Raw genomic sequence first — 15,935 nt, 5'->3', positions numbered from 1 at the left:
TTTTTTTAAACAAAAAAATAAGTCAAACTATTTTTTTTAATAAATAGTTTGACTTATTATGTAATTTTTTAATACTTTTGTTTTTGATGGAGCAGGAGATAGCTTTAAACTCTAAATTTAGAAATTCTAAAAATTATTCTTTATGGACTTTTTGTGTTTTAGTTGATATTTTATTAACTGGTGTTTTTTGGAATTTCATCGTTGATCCTTTCACAGATTATAAAAAGTTTAAACATGAGTTTTTAACTGTTAGTTTATGCGAACATACTTATATTCTGATTTTGTTTACTATTTTTTATTTTAGTCATTTTTATATCACCCTACCTTTAACTCCTTGTCGCAAAAATTATTTAGCTTTAGTTCACCCTTTGTTTTATCTCTTTTATTCCTTAATTTTAGGCTCAATTAAAAATCAACGTTTTTATAAATGCCCTTATAATTTTATGAATCCTTTTTTATCTTGTGACATTAGTTTAAAAATTAATAATTTTTTTCATTTAAATTTTTATAATAATTCATCTCAAGTATGGATCGGAGTTTGGATAAATAATTTTTTCTTATTATTAACTTTATTAGTTGTTATTCCTATTTTTTATTTAAGATCAAAAAAATTTTAGTTAATAAAAAACTCTTTTTCATTAAAAAAATAAAATGAAAATTTCAATTCATAAAGATTTATTTCAATAAATTAATAAAATTTTTTAAAAAAATATAGATATTTCTGGTCCAATGCATTAAAATTGCCATATTTATAACATAATAAATAAAATTATGAATAAATTATATTATTTTAAGTAATAATTAAATTTATTTATATTTTTTTTATTTTAATATTTATTTTTTTCTTATATTTTTATTTTAAAAATTGATCTGAAAAAAATGAAATGATATATTGCATATTTAATTTTTTTGGTTTAAGTAATCCTTTTTTATTTAATTGAATAAAATTATCTTTATACCAAACCATTAATTGTTTATAAATTGTAAAATTTAAATTATTTTTTATTTTATTTGAATTAATTTTTTGAAAAGCTATTTGATACCAAGATAAATTACTTTCATAAGGTAGAAATTGTTTGATTTCCCATTGAATACAACATTCTAAAATCAAAAAAAAATTTGTTTCTTTCTCTTTATAAGAAACATTATTAGCGTAAAAAGAATGAAAAGTGTTTACGTAATGATTTCTTTTATTCATTTCTAAAATCCATTTATTTAAAGATAAATTAAAATAATTTCTTCTCATATCTAAAAAAGGTTGCATACCTTGATTTTTAATATTTTTATTTAAACAATAATCATACATTCCAAATTCTTTTCTTAAAGCGCATAATGCTAAATCAGGAGCGTATTGATATAATTCGTAAGGTAATATTCTCATTGTATACTTTCTTTTTCTATGTTTTTTTAAATAAAAAATTATTAAAATTATTTTATTTTCAAACTAAACTCTTTTTTTATATATTTTATAATAATAGTTTATATTTTTTTATGAATTTTTTATTAATAGAAAAAAAGTCTAACACCTCCTAAAGTTAAGGGTATTTTTATAATAAAAATAATATTTAATTGTTTAACAAATTAAGTTTTGAAATAAATGGGGATCAATATAATTATAAAATTGAGTATAATAACTTATTTTATAATTATTAATTTGTAGTATAGATTAATTTTGTTTCATTTATTTAACTGAAAAATATTATTTGAACTTTCATAACATAAGTACATTATTATTTGTTATAAACTTTAAGACCCCTTTAATAAGGATTAATAGAAATAATAAGCAGTAAAATTAAAAAGAAAGAAGAGTTTGTAAAAACCACTTTAAATTCAATTATGTTTATTAATATATTCAATAAACTTGATTTTGTTTTAGGATATTTGTTAACTAAAATTTGTTTTAGTTATTCATTTCAAAACAAGTTTTATTTTTCAGAAATTTTAGCAGGTAAAATTAATTTGTTCAATCTCTTCGTTCATTCTTTCCGTAGGATTCGCTTTTAGCATTTTGGTATTCTTCTAATTGACACGTGACTTGTTGGATTTTCTTTTGGAAATAATTTGCGGCCTCAATGATAATTCAAATAATTTTCTAAAAATTTAGAAACCATAAAATAGAGGTTGAAGCGAGCCTTAAATTTACTCTATGACAGCTCAAATAGCTAAAATAAGATATATTTTATTAATTTAAAATAAATTTTTATATTACTCACTATTTTTTTTGTAACCAATAGAGGATACCTTATACATTGTTTTTTTCATAAAATTATTAAATTAATATGACTATTCGGCCCTTTTTAATTATTTTTTTAATTTATCTAATTTTTGTTAATATAAAAATTTATAAAATTAATTTATAAAATGTATAATATATCTTTTCTTTTTTCTTTTTCTTATTGGTTCTTTTCTTTTTCTTTTTTCTTTGTTTAAAAATTTAAAAATTTTTTGAAAATTTTAAAAAAGAAATTTTTATTTTTTTCAAAATATTTTTATTTTGTTGTTGACAATTGATTTTTTTGAGTTGGAATAAAAGTAATTAATAAATAGTTTGCTTTTTTTAAATAAATATTTTTTATTTATTTAGAACGCAACATTTTGAATGTCTAGTTTTTGATAAAGTTAAATCACCTTTATGAACCGCAAAAACCAAAATTGGAATTAAAATACCAAACAGATGGCACAAAATATATATAATCCAAATATTGCTTCTAGAAAAACGTTTAGCCATCATAAACTCCTTTATTTCATAATTTTTCAAAAATAGTAGTTTTATGATTTGCTAAGGTCATGAAAATTATTTTGAATTAAAATAATTTTTTTAACTTTTTCAATTAAACACAAAGTATTATTATTTATTTGTGATAAATCTTTTATCTTATTTGATTGTTTTTGGCATCCCTCTAATAAAACATTTAATTTTTTTGTTATAAAAAACCCTTCAACTTGTAAAAGTAATTCTAAATCATCATTATTTGTATTTGAAATATTTTTAATACCTATTCATTTAATTATTTAAAACTACATTAAGTCTTCTGTCTTAACTTTAAATATCTTTTAATTAAGATATTGAAATTTAAAGAAAAGAGAGAGAATATATATATAGAGAGAATATTTTTAAAAATAGTTTAACGACTTATTTAGGTCGATGTTTAATAACAAAAAAAATGTTAAAAAAATTTAAAATTTTTTTAACATTTAAAATTATACTTATTAATTATTATTTCAAGATAAACCAAATACAAATGAAATTATAGCTGCAGTAAAATCAAAAAATAATGGTTTTTTAGATAATGAAAACTTTGTTATCAAAGGAATTGAAAATTCAAAAACTAAAGTTCGATCTGATAGCCGTTTAGGCGAAGCAATAGAAGTTACTTATACTGTTTAACCAAAAAAACTTATCAAATGTTTTAACAAACACAAACTTAGGGCAAATATTAACAAACGGAACTGAATCAAATAAAGAATAAATTATAACTGTAATAAAAAACAAAATAATGGTTTAAATGTTAATATCAAAACATTTATAACAAAATGCAACAGCTAAAGTTAAATCTAATGACTATAAAGGGGGAATAGATGTTGCTTATACTGTTTAACAAAGAGGTCAATTATCCAGTATTTTACAAAATATAAACTTAGAGCAAGTATTGATAAAAGATTCTGAACCAACTAAAGAAGAAATTATATAGATGCAATAAAAGAAAAAAAACTGGTTTAAAAGATAAAAATATTAAAATTTTAAAAGAACAAATGAACAATATAACATCCTCAAGTTGAAGCCGATGACTATATTGGTACAATAAGCGTTAATTATACTGTTAAACAATAAAGTAAAACATCTTGGATGAGAAGAAATAGCGCTTTGAAGTTTTGTTATTTTAGGTTCAGTTGTTTTTAGCTGTGGCAGCGTTTAATTATAAAAAAGAAATGATAAAAAATATTAAATAAAAAATATTTTAATACATTAATATTTAATTAATATTTATAAGAGTTAATACAAATTATTTAGAATTTAAAAAAAGACTAGATTTTTATCTAGTCTTTTTTGTGTTTTTGGTATTAAAATATAAAATAAGTTTATTATTATGATAAATTTATATCATTTTAGATTTTTTTATATATTTTGTTTTTGTTCTTTTATTGGAGAATAATTTAATTTGAACTTATTAAATAAATCGGCTAAATGAATAAAAAGAAATATAGTTATAATAATGAATGTACAAGAAAAAACGAGAGGTAAACTTTCTTTCAATTTACTTTTTTGAAGTAAATCGACAATATCTATATTTTTGAATAAAGATACTTTATTAAAATTTATTAAAACATCATCATCTAAATTTGTTTCTTTAATATCTTCATTCACTCCTATAAAATGACCTTCATTGTCGAAATATAAAAAATTTAATTTAGGATTAGCAGTTTTATTTTTTTGATTTAAATTAAAGACAGAATCACAAAGAAAAAAATCTTGTGTTTTATAACTTACGACACCTTTAAACATTTGGGGAAAATAATCATTATTATTATTTATTAGAAAAAAAACTTCTTCTCCTAAATTTAAATTTTGAACATCTCTAGTCGGAACAATATCATAATGATTAGAGGATTCAAAAGTTAATAAAAGCAAATTATTGTTATCAAATAAAAAACTTTTTATTTCTCCTTTTTCTTTTTTGTAATTTTCATCATAAAAAGTAGTTATTTCTACTTCATTAGAAAAAATATTTTTGATTGATTCTATTATTGAAATGAATTTATTATTATAATGTGTATAAGTAGATAAAACAAAATATAAAAAACGATTATCGGATAAAGCTTTTTTTTGAAAAATAATTCCATTACCACTCATTATTTCGTTTTTTTTCCAAATAATTAAAGAATTTTTTATTTTTTGTAAATTCATAACATTATGTTTTGAGTTTATTATATTATCCTCGTTATTTGTTTTATGAGGATAAGTTAGTTCTAAAGATAAAAAAGGTTCTTGACTATTACGAAAACGAATATTATTAATGTTATAAATTTTAAATTCACTTAGATTTTTTTGATTCTTTTTTTGAAAAATAATTTCGTTTTTTTTTTCATTGTATATTATTTTAATTTTTTCTTCCTTTGGATTTAAATAAAATATTTCTTCTTGTTTATTAAAAATAATAATTAATTTAATATTTAATTTAATTTCTTTTTCTTCTTTTATTAAATGGGAACTAATGGATTTTGTTTTTGTGTTTTTAAAATAATTTAATAATTCTTGAATTGAGATAGTAATATTATTTTTAGCTTGACCTGGTAAAATTTTTGTTTGTGAAAAAGGAAGAAAAGAATTTAATTCATTTTTTAAATAATCAAAATTTTCCGATGATATTTGAAAAAATTTTGGAATTGGATTTGTTTTATGCAATTTGATGATTTTATTGCATATTTGTTTTATATGTTCAATATTTATACATTGAGATATTTTATCGGGTACATCGTTAGCATCAGTAAGAACACTTTTATTCATTCCTATAATTTCACCATCAATATTAAATACAGGCCCTCCGCTATTACCATTATCAATTTGAATATCAAAAGCAATTTCTTTTTCATTAAAATAAACAATATTACCTTTTTTTAATAAATTAAATTCTAAATAGTATTTTTCATTAGATGATGAATCCATTTTTGAAAAATAATTTTTTAAATCATCCAAAGTTAAATTTTTAGTTTGAATTTGAGACATTTGAGAACCCATACTATAAACAGTTTCTCCTTGAACTACATTTATTTTTTTAGGAGGAAAAACTTTCTCTAAAATTGTTTTGATTTCTTGAAATTTGTTTGGGTCTTTATCTTGAAAAGTTAAAATAGCGATATCATCATATGAATCATTATTATTTATAAAACCTAATAATTCTCCTTTTGAATGAAAATGAATATTTAAAAGTTCAATTTGGATTGAAGGATTTTTCATAATTAGTTTTAAAACATGCCTATTAGTTAAAACATAATAATTATAGATAATATCATTGTTTTTTTGTTTTATTTCTTCTGCGGAAAAAATAAAACCAGAACCTGCATTTAAAAAAATATTATTTAATAAAGAATTTACTTTAATTAAAAAAGTAATTTTATTTAAATTTGGAATATGTTTATTTATAGGATTATTTTTTTCATCTAGTATTTCAGATTTTTTTGTGCTTAATATTTTGTTTTCTATTTGCTGTCTGCAATAAGAGAATAATAACTGTTCTAAAATATAATCTAAAGAAGTTGGTGGATTTTCTAAATTATATAATCCTAGAAAAAATCCTTCTTGATTTAAAAAAATTTTATGTTTCTTTTTTTCGATATTTTCATCGAATTCAATGAAAAAATAATATTTATTTGGCGTATTTACATTTTGATCAGTAGATGATTTTAATTCATCTTGTATTTTTTTACATTGGGCGAAATAAAAAATAGAATTAGAGGTTATTATATGATTTATTTCAGCGCGAGGATCTTGATGTGGTAAAGAAATTCCTATAAATTCTCCTTTGGTATTGAAAAATATTTTATTATTTTTTCCTTTGATAGAAATAGGTAAATAATCAGTATCAGTTAAATTATAGTTTGTGCTAATTATTCCTTCTTGAAAAGGTTTAATATTGGATAGAGTATCTAAAGTGAAAGTATAAACTATATCTCCTTTATTGAACTTATGAGGTTTTATGACAAAAGATGGTTTTTCTTGAGATACATCGAAAATGTTTTGAATTTTTTTTTGAACTTCTTCTAATATTTTATTTTTTTCTTTTAAATCTTTATCTGTTATTTGAAGTGTAATTTGATTTTGTTTATAATCGTTTTGAATAATTTGATTTTGATTTTGGTTAAATAAATATTTATAATAAAATAATAAGATAATACAAACAGATAATAGGGATAATTTTATATTTTTTATAAAAAATAAATATGTATTATTTATTTTTTTCAAGTTATTTTTTATTCCAATTTCTAATCGAGTTATATTTAAATTGTTTTAATTTTTCAAGAATATTTTTGTCATTTAAATAGATTTTTTTATAAATTAATATTTTTTGACATTATAATTTTGAATTTGAATATGATAAATAAAAATTATAATTTATAGGTTTCATAATTTAAAAAAATATTCTGCTTATTAATGATATATTAATTCAAACTACTTTTATATTTTTTTTATATAATATTTCATTTTTATATTGACATTTGTAAAAAAAAATAATAGAATAGTGTTAGCAGTCATTATGTTAGATTGCTAATTTAAATACTCAATAAACACTAGGGGTGCAAAATTGCTTTCGAATCGAGAGAGATTAATTTTAAAAGCTGTTGTTGAAAATTATTCTAAAGAAAAAAAACCCATAGGCTCTGAATTATTATCTAAAATACCTTATTTAAATTTTTCTAGCGCTACTATTCGTCATGATATGATGCAATTAGATAAAAAAGGTTATTTAAAAAAAACACATAAATCAAGCGGTAGAATCCCTTCTTTAAAAGGTTATATTTTTTATCTTAATAATTTGATAACTCGTAAACAAGAAAATATGGAAATTTTATCTTTATTAAATAAAATAATTCAAAAAAAAGATTTAAATAAAGAGAAAATTATTCAAGAAGTTTTAAAATTATTATGTAATTTAACTAACCATGCGATTATTAATGTAAAACCTGATATTTTAAAAACTAGTAAAATTAAAAAAATTGATTTAGTTTTAGTTAATGAAGAACAAGCTATTATTTTTATAATTACAAATAAAGGTAATTTACAACATAAAAATATATTTTCAGATGAGTATCAAAATTTTAAAATTGATGAATTCAAAAAAGTTATTAATATTTTGAATAATTTATTAGTTGATAAATATTTAAACGAAGCTGTTCAAATTATTCAAAGCGATCTGTTTAAAATTAAAATTAAAAGATATATTCAATATCAAGAACAATTGATACAATTTTTTTTGGATGCTTTTCGTAATTTTTTAAATAACAGCACTTCTTTTTATGGTGTTTCTAAGTTTTTAACTTCTTATGAAGAACAAGATGAAACTATTAAAGATATTTATGAAATTTTTAATAAAAATGTAACTTTAAGTAACTTTTTTTGTGAATCAAAAGAAGTTATTTGTAAATTAGCTAATCAAATTAGTTTAATACCTTATAAAAATTTTATTTTTATTTCTATTCCTTATTATATTAATGAAAATGAAAAAGGTTTTATAGCTGTTGTAAGTTCTCATATAACTAAATATCAAGAAATTATACCTATTTTAGAATATTTATCCGCTCATATATCTCATTTATATGAAAAAAAATAAAATTTGAATTATAATTTTTTATATAAATTTATGAAGGAGTTCATTGAAACATGAATGAAAAAGATATTAAAAAAGATAATTTTTGTTGTGGCGGCGAATCCAACACAAATAAAAATATAGATAATTGTTCTCGAGAAGAGAAAAAAGGATTTTGTGATAAAGGATCTTGCAGCAAAGAAGATAATTCAGATTGTCCAAAAAATAAAGAAGAAGATGTTTTTCAAAAAGTTCATCAATTAGAAACAGATAAAGAAAAATTAGAAAAACAAATATCTGAGTTAAGTAAATCATATAATAATGAAAAATTAAAATATCAAGCTAATTTAGATAATTTTCAAAAAAGAATTCAAAAAGAAAAAATGCATTCTTTAAAGTATGCTTCTGTTAGTTTAATTACTGAACTTTTAGTTCCTTTAGAACAATTAGAAAAAGTTTTAGAAATTTCGCCTAAAGAACCTTTATTAAAAAATTTTTTGTTAGGTTTTAAAATGATTTATCAACAAATAAAAGATATTTTACATAAAGAGGGTGTTCAAGAAATTAAAGCTTTAGGCAAGGTTTTTGATCCTAAATTTCATCATGCAGTTGAGAAAATTTCAGACAAAAATCAAGCTAATGGTATTAATTTAGCAGTTTTGCAAAAAGGTTTTTTATATAAAGATTTAGTTATTAGACCAGTTATGGTAAAAATCAATGAATGGAGTGACGAAACAAATGAAAACAAATAAAATTATTGGAATAGATTTAGGAACAACTAATTCTTGTGTTTCTGTTATGGAAGGCAAAGAAGCTAAGGTTATTATTAATTCTGAAGGCGGAAGAACTACTCCTTCGATCGTTTCTTTTAGAAATGATGAGATTTTAGTTGGAGAAGTTGCTAAAAGACAAATGTTAACTAACCCAAATACTGTTTTATCTATTAAAAGACATATGGGTGAAACAAATTTTGTAGTTAATATTAAAGACAAAAAATATACTCCTCAAGAAATCAGCGCAATGATTTTAAGAAATTTAAAAAAACAAGCTGAAGATTATTTAGGAGCAGAAGTTAAAAATGCAATTATTACTGTCCCTGCTTATTTTAATGATGCTCAAAGACAAGCTACTAAAGATGCTGGTAAAATTGCTGGTTTAGAAGTAAAAAGAATTATTAATGAACCAACAGCTGCCGCTTTAGCTTATGGTATTGATAAAACTAATAAAGAACAAAACATTTTAGTTTTTGATTTAGGTGGAGGCACTTTTGACGTCTCTATTTTGAATTTAGCAGAAGGTAACTTTTCTGTTTTATCAACTGCCGGAGATAACTTATTAGGTGGCGATGATTTCGATAATAAAATTATTGAATTCTTGTTAAAAGAAATTAAAAAAGAACATTTAGTAGATTTAAGCAAAGATAAAGCTGTAATGCAAAGATTAAAAAGTGCTGCTGAAAACGCTAAGAAAGAATTAAGTAGTGCTATGTCAGCTCAAATTTCTTTACCATTTTTAACAATGATTCAAAGACAAGATCAAGGTAATTCAATCGGCGAATCTATTCACTTTGAATATAATTTAACAAGAGCTAAATTTAATGAATTAACTCAAGATTTAGTTGATCGTTGTTTAATACCTTTAAAACGTGCTTTATCAGATGCTAATATGAAACCAGGACAAATTCACCAAGTTCTTTTAGTAGGTGGTTCAACTCGAATTCCAGCTGTTCAAGATTTAGTGAAAAAAGAATTAAATAAAGATGCTTTGAATAAAAGTGTTAACCCTGATGAAGTAGTTGCTATGGGAGCCGCTATTCAAGGTGGTATTTTATCCGGCGATGTAAAAGATATTCTTCTTTTAGATGTAACTCCGCTTTCTTTAGGAATTGAAACTTTAGGTAATGTATTTACTAAATTAATCGAAAGAAATACAACAATTCCGACAACAGCTAAACAAGTCTTTTCTACTGCCGAAGATAATCAAACTTCAGTGGATATTCATGTTTTACAAGGAGAAAGACCTTTAGCTAAAGAAAATAAAACTTTAGGGCGTTTTCGTTTAGATGAAATCCCAGCTGCACAAAGGGGGGTACCACAAATAGAAGTAACTTTTGATATTGATGTAAATGGTATTGTTTCAGTTAAAGCTAAAGATTTAGGTACTAACAAAGAACAAAAAATTACTATTTCAGGAAGCGGTTCTTTATCTAAAGAAGAAATTGAAAGAATGGTTAAAGAAGCTGAACAACACGCAGAAGCTGATAAAATTCAAAAAGAAAAAATTGATACTATAAATGAAGCAAATAATTTAATTTTCCAAACTAAAAAATCTTTAGATACTTTAAAAGATGAAATAAAACCAGAAGAAAAAGATAAAGTGGAAGAACAAATTAAAAATTTAGAAGAAGCTTTGAAAAAAGAAGATGTTTCCGAAATTAAAGAAAAAAATAGTCTTTTAGAAAAAGAAGCTCAAGCAATAGCTTTAAAAGCTTATCAAAAAGCCCAAGCAAAATCTAAAGAAAATCCGGGTAATAATGATTCTAAACAAGAATCAAATACAGAAGCTAATCCAGATGAAGTAGTAGATGCTGACTTTAAAGAGAAAAAATAATTTTCTTTTGAACGAAATAGAAACCAAAAAAAGAGATTTATCTTTTTTTGGTTTCTTTATTAAAAGAATAAAATTTAATATAAAGCTAGAGGAGTTTTATTATGAAAAAGGATTATTATGATGTTTTACAAATTTCACGTAATGCTAGCGAAGAAGAAATTAAATCTTCTTATAGAAAACTTGTAAAAAAATATCACCCAGATGTTTCTAAAGAAGCTAATGCTGCTGAAAAATTTAAAGAAGTTCAAGAAGCTTATCAAGTTTTAAGTAATCCTCAAAAAAGAAGTGATTATGACAATTTTGGGCATCAAGATTATAATGATTTTGGTAATCAAGGTTTTCATCAAGGATTTAGTAGTCAAGGGTTTGGCGGCATCAATGATATTTTTGAAACTTTTATCGATGCTTTTGGCGAAAAAAAAACTAAAAATAATAATAATAAGCATAAAACTCAAGATAAATATGTAGAATATGTTATTGATTTTTTAGATGCTTGTTTAGGAGCCGAAAAAGAAATTCAAATTAAATTTGAAGAAGATTGTCATCAATGTAACGGTACAGGTGCTCAAAGTCCCACAGATATTCAAATTTGTTACCATTGTAAAGGTACAGGGTATATTACTAAATATCAAAGAACTTTTTTAGGTAATATTGCCACAAAACAATTATGTTCTTATTGTAGAGGCCAAGGCAAAATTATTCATAAGAAATGTTCTTTATGTAAAGGTTTACAAAGGGTGTCAAATGTTAAAAAAGTGAAAATTTCCATTCCTGCAGGAATGGAAGATGGAATGACGTTGCAACTTGAAAAACAGGGCAATGGAGGGCATTTAAATACTAGAAATAGTGATTTATATATAACTTTTAAAGTTAGACCTCATGATATTTTTCAAAGAGAGAAGCAAAATATTATTTCAACTATTTGGATTAATTTTTATGATGCTATTTTAGGTAAGGAATTGACTATACCTACTATTTATGGCGAAGTTGAATTAAAAATACCAGAAGGTACACAAACTCATACTAAATTCAAATTAAAAAACAAAGGTGTTCCTTATTTAAATGCTTCTTATCGTAAAGGAGATCACTATGTTATTGTTAAAGTAAAAACTCCTACTCAATTATCTAGTCATCAAAAAAAACTTATTCAAGAAATTAAAGAATTAGATTTATTTAAAGAAAATACTAAAAAAAATAAATCTTGGGGCTTTTTTTAATTTTTTTAAAAAGGTTATTTTTGTTTTTTGGAAAAAAATTTTTGAAAAAGAAAATTATCTTTCTTTTTCAAAATTATTTTTTGAATAAAAAAGGAGTAAAGAAAAAATGATTTTAGTCAAGCATAATAAGCCTAATGATTTAAAACCCTACTTTTCTTTTGCTCTTGAAGAATATATTTTAAATAATCTTTTAAAAGAAAATAAAATATTTTTTTTTCAATGGCAAATTAAAGGTATAGTTTTAGGTAAGAATCAAATTATTGAAAACGAAATTAATTTAGATTTTGCACGTAAAAATAAAATTGATTTTTTTCGTAGACCAACAGGAGGAGGGTGCGTTTATAATGATCCTCAAACTCCTCTTTTTAGTATTATTGTTTCTCGTAAAGGCCAAGATTTTACTTTTAAGCAATATTTAATTAAAATTATTGAAGTTTTTAAAAATTTAGAGGTTAATTTATATTTGAGCGGAAGAAATGATATTATGTTAAATGGTAAAAAAGTATCAGGTAACGCTTTTATGAAAAATCAAAATGGAATGATCATACATGGTACTTTTCTTTATGATTGTGATATAAATACTATGGTAAGATGTATTACTCCTGATAATGAGAAATTAATTTCTAAAGGTATTTCAAGTGTTTCTGCAAGAGTAGATAATTTAAAAAAATATTTAAATGGAATGACTCAAAAAGAATTAATGACTTATTTAAATAATTCTTTAACAAATGAACAATATAGTTTAACTTCTGATGAAATATTAAAAATAGAAAAAATGTCTCAAAAATATTCTTCTAAGGAATGGATTTTTCAAGAACATCCTCAATATAATAAAAAATTAAAAAAAAGATTTGATTGGGGTAATTTAGAAATTTTTTTATCTTTGGATAAAGGCCGAATAACAGAAATAAATCTAAAAGGAGATTTTTTTCATAAAGAGGATAATTTAGAAGAATTTTTAAGTAAGTTTATAAATGTTTCTTATAATAAAGAAAGTATAAGACAAATTTTGAAAAATATTGATATCCAAGATTATATTTTAAACGCTTCTAATAAGGATTTTTTATCTTTTTTAGAAGAAGATATGTTTTATTGATGTATTTTTTAGTATAATAATATTAAAATAAAAAATATTGAAATAAAAATAATTTTTATTTTTGAATCATTATGTGTTTAATATAAGTTAAATATAAATTTTTTTATATTTAATTTTTTTTATATTAGAAAAGAGAAAAAGTATGAGCAGGAGGAATTCTTCATGTTTAAAATAGTTGATTTGAATAAAAGATATATAACAAAAAAAAAATTTATTACTCATGCTTTAAAAAATATTTCTTTGACCTTGCCTGATAAAGGTATGTGTTTTATTTTAGGTAATTCTGGTTCAGGTAAATCTACTTTATTAAATCTTTTAACTGGTTTAGATAAAGTTGATTATGGTTTTATTGAATCAAACGGAATTAATATTAGTAGTTTATCACAAAAATTATTAGATAATTATAGAAATGGTATGATTGGTTTTATTTTTCAAGAATTTAATCTTTTAGAAGATATGAATGTATTAAACAATATTTCTTTATCTTTGAAATTACAAAGAAAAAAAGTAGATATTGGTTTAGTTAGTCATTTGTTGAAAAAAGTTAATTTAGATGATTCTTTTTTATATAGAAACATTAATGAATTATCAGGAGGTCAAAAACAAAGAATCGCAATAGTTCGTGCTTTGATTAAAAATCCTAATGTTATTGTTGCTGATGAACCAACTGGTAATCTTGATAATGAAAGTAGTGAAATTATTTTTGATTTATTCAAAGAGTTATCTTTGGAAAAATTAGTTATTATAGTATCTCATGATAAATTAAAAGCTTATCAATATGGAGATCGTATAATAGAATTGGATAATGGATTAATTATTTCTGATGTCACTCGAAAAGAAAAAGGTATAGCAAAAGAAGAATTGAAGGAAGGCCAAGTATTAACGGCTGATATGATTCAAAAATTAACTCAAAAAAAGATTTTGGATGATAATAATTTTATGCCCACAGATGAAAGTAAAATTTTACAAGGACAACAAAAATTTTGTTCTCATTTTAGTAGTTTATCTTTTTCTTTTATTTTTAGCAATGCTTTAAAAAGTTTTAAAAATAAGAAGTTGTTTTTATTTTTATCTATAATTTTAACTTCCTTTTTTACATTGTTTTTGGGTTTTATAATAGGTTTATATGTTATCCCTTATAAATATTTCGGAGTTCCAGATTTAATTACACATATTTACAAATTATTTGAAACATTACCATTATCATCATTCAGGCTATTAAGAATTGGTCTCAAACAAGTTGAAGAAACTATGGGTCTCGCTACAAGTTTTCAATTTTATTTTTGGTTTTTATTAATTCCTTGTTTAATGAATTTTTTATATTTTAAAATGAGCGCTAAATTACAAAGTAAAAAAATAGGTATTTTAAGGTCTTTAGGTTCTGATGGCCGAAATATTGCTAAAATTTTTTTTGTTGAAGGTTTTTTATTTGTTATAATGCAAGTATTTTTAAGCGTTATTTTATTATTCGCTCTTGTGTTATTGCTTAGGGACGATGGTTTGTCTCTGATATATTCTAAATTTTCAATAATGAAAGTTTCAGATATTAATTCTTTAACACTAGAACAAATGGCGCCGTATTTTTCAGATAAATCAGCTACTTTGGAAAATTGGATGAAGCAGGAAAATTGGAATACAAATCCATTAAGTGCGTTGTTTATATATACTATAACACCTTTTTGTGCTTTAAGTCCTTTAGTTAGACTTCCTTTATTTATTTTTGTAACATTTATTTATAATTTTATTATTTCTATTTTAGTTATTTTACCTATTGTTTTACGTTGGGCTTATAAAAAACCTATCGATATTATTAATAATAAATAATTAATTAAAATAAAAATTAATCCGAAAAAAGATCATAATTTGAATTATGATCTTTTTTTATTTTTATAAATATTTTTTAATTAAATAGATATAAAGAAATTTATTTTGAATATATTTATTTTTATAAAAAAGATATTAATTCATTAGGTTTTAGTTTAATTTTTTTTTCTTTTTTTATAATTTTTTTTTCAGTTCTGCCTACAGCAATTAAAATGATTGGAGTATAATTATTAGGTATTTGGAAGAGATTATTAATTTTTTCAAAAAGAAAACCTCCCATAAAACACGAATTATATCCTAAATTTTGCATTGTTAAAACTAAATTTAAAGAAATAATACCGCATTCAAAAAAAATTTCATTTTTTAATTTTTGAGGATTCATTTGATTATAATGGTTTTTTATTTTTTGAAGAATGACATCTTTTGTTTCATTATCTATTTCTTTATTTAAATATTTTTGATTATAAATGTATTGACTTGAATTTTTTTTATTTAAGTCACCGCATACTAAAACTATAGCAGAACTAGTTTCTAATTGTATTGTATTCCCTTGTAAAATTGTTTTTAATTTGTTTTTATTTTGTTCACTTTCAATTATAAAAAAACGCCAAGGTTGCAAATCAAAAGAAGAAGGGGTATAACGGATATCATCGAAAATTTTTAACCATTTTTCATGCGATATTTTATGATTTTTTTCAAATGATCTAATTGTTTTGATGTGCATAAAAATATTTTCTTTCTTTTTTTAAATTTTGATTATATTTTTATATTAAAAAAAAATTATCTATTTCAATAGATACTTTGTTGAGTGTAAAAAACGTTTTTTAATGTTTGCTTAAATATATAAAATAAAATATAAAAATATTATTTTGATAATTCTTTTAT

At 21.9% G+C, this 15,935-nt stretch carries 11 protein-coding genes; 7 read left to right on the top strand and 4 right to left on the bottom strand.

Going from position 1 to position 15,935, the window contains the following annotated elements; translation table 11 throughout:
* Positions 1 to 86: 86 nt before the first annotated feature.
* On the top strand, positions 87 to 617 hold the full coding sequence (locus ACTCUI_RS00885) for a hypothetical protein (RefSeq protein WP_463430880.1): 531 nt from the start codon (positions 87 to 89) through the stop codon (positions 615 to 617).
* 236 nt (positions 618 to 853) lie between these two features.
* Here the strand turns inward: ACTCUI_RS00885 and ACTCUI_RS00880 are convergent, their stop codons facing one another.
* The 3 genes from ACTCUI_RS00880 to ACTCUI_RS00870 form a co-directional block, all read right to left on the bottom strand.
* Positions 854 to 1,381 (bottom strand): hypothetical protein, encoded by a 528-nt coding sequence (locus ACTCUI_RS00880; protein ID WP_463430878.1) that lies wholly within the window; start codon positions 1,379 to 1,381, stop codon positions 854 to 856.
* 1,191 nt (positions 1,382 to 2,572) lie between these two features.
* Complete coding sequence (locus ACTCUI_RS00875; protein WP_463430876.1) at positions 2,573 to 2,731, bottom strand: hypothetical protein; 159 nt, start codon at positions 2,729 to 2,731, stop codon at positions 2,573 to 2,575.
* A 1,386-nt stretch (positions 2,732 to 4,117) separates the two neighbouring features.
* The gene (locus ACTCUI_RS00870; RefSeq protein WP_463430874.1) at positions 4,118 to 6,961 is read right to left on the bottom strand and encodes a S1 family peptidase; all 2,844 of its coding nucleotides are present in this window, start codon (positions 6,959 to 6,961) and stop codon (positions 4,118 to 4,120) included.
* A gap of 340 nt (positions 6,962 to 7,301) precedes the next feature.
* On the opposite strand from ACTCUI_RS00870, the gene hrcA reads away from it, so the two are divergent.
* From hrcA to ACTCUI_RS00840, 6 genes are all read left to right on the top strand, one after another.
* The gene (gene hrcA / locus ACTCUI_RS00865) at positions 7,302 to 8,327 is read left to right on the top strand and encodes a heat-inducible transcriptional repressor HrcA (RefSeq protein WP_463430872.1); all 1,026 of its coding nucleotides are present in this window, start codon (positions 7,302 to 7,304) and stop codon (positions 8,325 to 8,327) included.
* 50 nt (positions 8,328 to 8,377) lie between these two features.
* Positions 8,378 to 9,055, top strand: coding sequence for a nucleotide exchange factor GrpE (locus tag ACTCUI_RS00860; RefSeq protein WP_463430870.1), 678 nt, complete (start codon positions 8,378 to 8,380; stop codon positions 9,053 to 9,055).
* A complete protein-coding gene (dnaK, locus tag ACTCUI_RS00855) occupies positions 9,021 to 10,913 on the top strand; it encodes a molecular chaperone DnaK (protein ID WP_463430868.1) in 1,893 nt (630 codons plus the stop codon). The genes ACTCUI_RS00860 and dnaK overlap by 35 nt, the downstream gene beginning before the upstream one ends.
* A 101-nt stretch (positions 10,914 to 11,014) precedes the next feature.
* A complete protein-coding gene (gene dnaJ / locus ACTCUI_RS00850) occupies positions 11,015 to 12,130 on the top strand; it encodes a molecular chaperone DnaJ (RefSeq protein WP_463430866.1) in 1,116 nt (371 codons plus the stop codon).
* Between the two features lie 106 nt (positions 12,131 to 12,236).
* The gene (locus tag ACTCUI_RS00845) at positions 12,237 to 13,226 is read left to right on the top strand and encodes a lipoate--protein ligase (RefSeq protein WP_463430864.1); all 990 of its coding nucleotides are present in this window, start codon (positions 12,237 to 12,239) and stop codon (positions 13,224 to 13,226) included.
* Between the two features lie 162 nt (positions 13,227 to 13,388).
* Complete coding sequence (locus ACTCUI_RS00840; RefSeq protein ID WP_463430862.1) at positions 13,389 to 15,050, top strand: ABC transporter ATP-binding protein; 1,662 nt, start codon at positions 13,389 to 13,391, stop codon at positions 15,048 to 15,050.
* Positions 15,051 to 15,171: 121 nt separating this feature from the next.
* Here ACTCUI_RS00840 and ACTCUI_RS00835 read toward each other — a convergent pair whose 3' ends face one another.
* A complete protein-coding gene (locus tag ACTCUI_RS00835; RefSeq protein ID WP_463430860.1) occupies positions 15,172 to 15,774 on the bottom strand; it encodes a nitroreductase family protein in 603 nt (200 codons plus the stop codon).
* Positions 15,775 to 15,935 lie beyond the last annotated feature (161 nt).

The sequence above is a fragment of the Brinjal little leaf phytoplasma genome (assembly GCF_978563805.1).
This window is presented reverse-complemented; position numbering and strand designations above follow the sequence as displayed.

Coding starts and splice junctions, on each gene's coding strand:
- ACTCUI_RS00885 (WP_463430880.1), top strand. CDS start 87: ATGGAGCAGGAGATAGCTTTAAACTCTAAATTTAGAAATTCTAAAAAT.
- ACTCUI_RS00880 (WP_463430878.1), bottom strand. CDS start 1,381: ATGAGAATATTACCTTACGAATTATATCAATACGCTCCTGATTTAGCA.
- ACTCUI_RS00875 (WP_463430876.1), bottom strand. CDS start 2,731: ATGATGGCTAAACGTTTTTCTAGAAGCAATATTTGGATTATATATATT.
- ACTCUI_RS00860 (WP_463430870.1), top strand. CDS start 8,378: ATGAATGAAAAAGATATTAAAAAAGATAATTTTTGTTGTGGCGGCGAA.
- dnaK (WP_463430868.1), top strand. CDS start 9,021: ATGAATGGAGTGACGAAACAAATGAAAACAAATAAAATTATTGGAATA.
- dnaJ (WP_463430866.1), top strand. CDS start 11,015: ATGAAAAAGGATTATTATGATGTTTTACAAATTTCACGTAATGCTAGC.
- ACTCUI_RS00845 (WP_463430864.1), top strand. CDS start 12,237: ATGATTTTAGTCAAGCATAATAAGCCTAATGATTTAAAACCCTACTTT.
- ACTCUI_RS00840 (WP_463430862.1), top strand. CDS start 13,389: ATGTTTAAAATAGTTGATTTGAATAAAAGATATATAACAAAAAAAAAA.
- ACTCUI_RS00835 (WP_463430860.1), bottom strand. CDS start 15,774: ATGCACATCAAAACAATTAGATCATTTGAAAAAAATCATAAAATATCG.